We start from the raw sequence: 2191 nt of genomic DNA on the forward strand, positions 1-2191 counted from the left end.
GATAACTTCACGCTCTACCCTGCTTCGATAATCAGCATCAATAAGAATCGCTTTACGAAGCATTACTTTATCGGTGATAAGCGCATAGCATCAAGGATAGGAACGGGTCTGTTCAACAACGTTTACGGACGCAACGGCTCATACGTCACCGCTGGTCAGCAGGACTATGCTGAACGTATGAATCAGATACAGAAGCAGAAAGAGGCATACTATAAGCAGCAGGGCATTGCACCTGGTGTACCGACAGAAAAGGGTGCGTACGGTGATCCAGAGAACACGGGTGTTGGATATAATGCCGTCCTCACAGAACTCGGCAACCATGATGTGCCACAGGGTTGGATTCAGACTCCACGCCCTAACACCACACCGAATACCAACCCTGGTCCACCTGTAAGCTGGAATGATCCGAGCAACCCAGATGACCCGCAGGCTGGTTATGGCTATATTTCAAACGATACTACGAAAGAAGAGACCTTCTTCTATCACAGTGACCATCTCGGCTCAACGTCTTACATCACAGACGACGAAGCCAACATCACGCAGTATGATGCCTACTTGCCATACGGTGAGCTGTTAGTGGATGAACATAGTAGCAGTGAGGACCTACCATATAAGTTCAACGGCAAACTGTTCGATGAAGAAACCGGACTATACTATTACGGTGCAAGGTATATGAACCCAGTCACGAGTCTGTGGTATGGGGTGGATCCGTTGGCGGAGAAGTATAAATCTATAGGGGCCTATGTCTATTGTAGTGCTAATCCTATTAGATTGATTGATTCAGATGGGAAAAAGATTTTATTTGTAAATGGTTATTGGAATGGTAGCATAGGTAGCATTATAGGTAGTAGTTCTGCTGGAGAAAAATATTGGGGAAATGGATTTGCAGATGCAGCTAGATCTTTCTTTAAAGATTATTCGCAGATTAACTCTTCTAATTATATAGATGGTTCTTCAATGTGGGGCGGAGATATGAGTGGAGGGGATCGGTATGCTGCAGGGTATAAGTTTGCAAAAGACAATATTCAAAAGCTTACTTCTGGGATGAGAAAAGGTGAAAGTTTTAATATGGTAACTCATTCCGAAGGTTCCGCTTATGGTGCTGGTGTAGCTCAATATTTATTAGATGCAGGTTATAAAGTTACTACAATTTTACATCTTTCCTCGGACGAAGGTGATGAATTCTCTACACCTAAGGCTCCTTACACTCTTCAATTATCTTATGAAGGTGATTGGGTGACAGGAAATAAAACTATAAAAAACGTAGATAAAGTTGGTGAGATAAAAAAAGGAAACTTATCTTGGGACGCTGTGCATGGAGCAACAAAAGATAAAAGTATATTTAATGCTGCAAAAGATCTTGAGAAAGTGACACTACAAAATAATATAGGAGAAATTAATGGAAAAGTATCCTCGTGGTATAATCAAGAAAATACAAAGAGGACAAATTTCTATAGTGTAAATGGAATCATATTAAGCAATCCAGATGGTACCAAAAAGCGATAAATGGAAGAATATAGTTTTACTCTTAATAGAGTTACCTATTGTTGGCTTTTTAGCATTATTTACATTGGATGGTCATTCTAGTTTTCTAGCATATAAAGTGCATCCATGGTCAGTTTTCATGCAGAGGTTAATATTTGCTTCTGCCCCCATATTAATTGTCGAAATTCTTATGTTTTTTTTTATAAATTTGATTTTCATGTCATTATCTAAGAAAGAAATATATAAAGGTGTCGTCACTAAAAGTTTTTTTATAAAACATATTTTATATTTATTATTAATGGTTCTCATGGTACTCTTCATGAAGTTATTAATATACGATTATTGTTAATGGTGAAAAAACTTCCTTAGAGATTCTCTTGATGATAGTAAAGTGTATTATTTTGGACGTAAATTTGAGGTGACAAAGACAGTACGCACAGTATATATATATGGTTACATAGACTAATGACACTACGAAAGAGGAAACTTTCTTCTATCACAGTGACCACCTCGGTAGTACGTCTTACATCACAGATGATAAAGCCAACATCACGCAATATGATGCTTACCTACCGTACGGTGAACTATTAGTTGATGAGCATTCTTCATCCGAAGACCTACCGTACAAGTTCAATGGCAAACAGTTTGATGAGGAAACAGGCTTGTACTATTATGGTGCAAGGTACATGAATCCTATGGCAAGTAT

General features: G+C 38.6%; 1 protein-coding gene and 1 pseudogene. Both read left to right on the top strand.

Going from position 1 to position 2191, the window contains the following annotated elements; genetic code table 11:
- The coding region (locus DW917_RS17940) for an RHS repeat domain-containing protein (protein ID WP_233524813.1) at positions 1-1506 on the top strand (1506 nt) is incomplete at its 5' end.
- Between the two features lie 443 nt (positions 1507-1949).
- Positions 1950-2191: pseudogene (locus DW917_RS16665) on the top strand (RHS repeat domain-containing protein); the annotation flags it as partial.

The organism is Prevotella sp. AM42-24, assembly GCF_003461825.1.
Taxonomy (GTDB): domain Bacteria; phylum Bacteroidota; class Bacteroidia; order Bacteroidales; family Bacteroidaceae; genus Prevotella; species Prevotella hominis.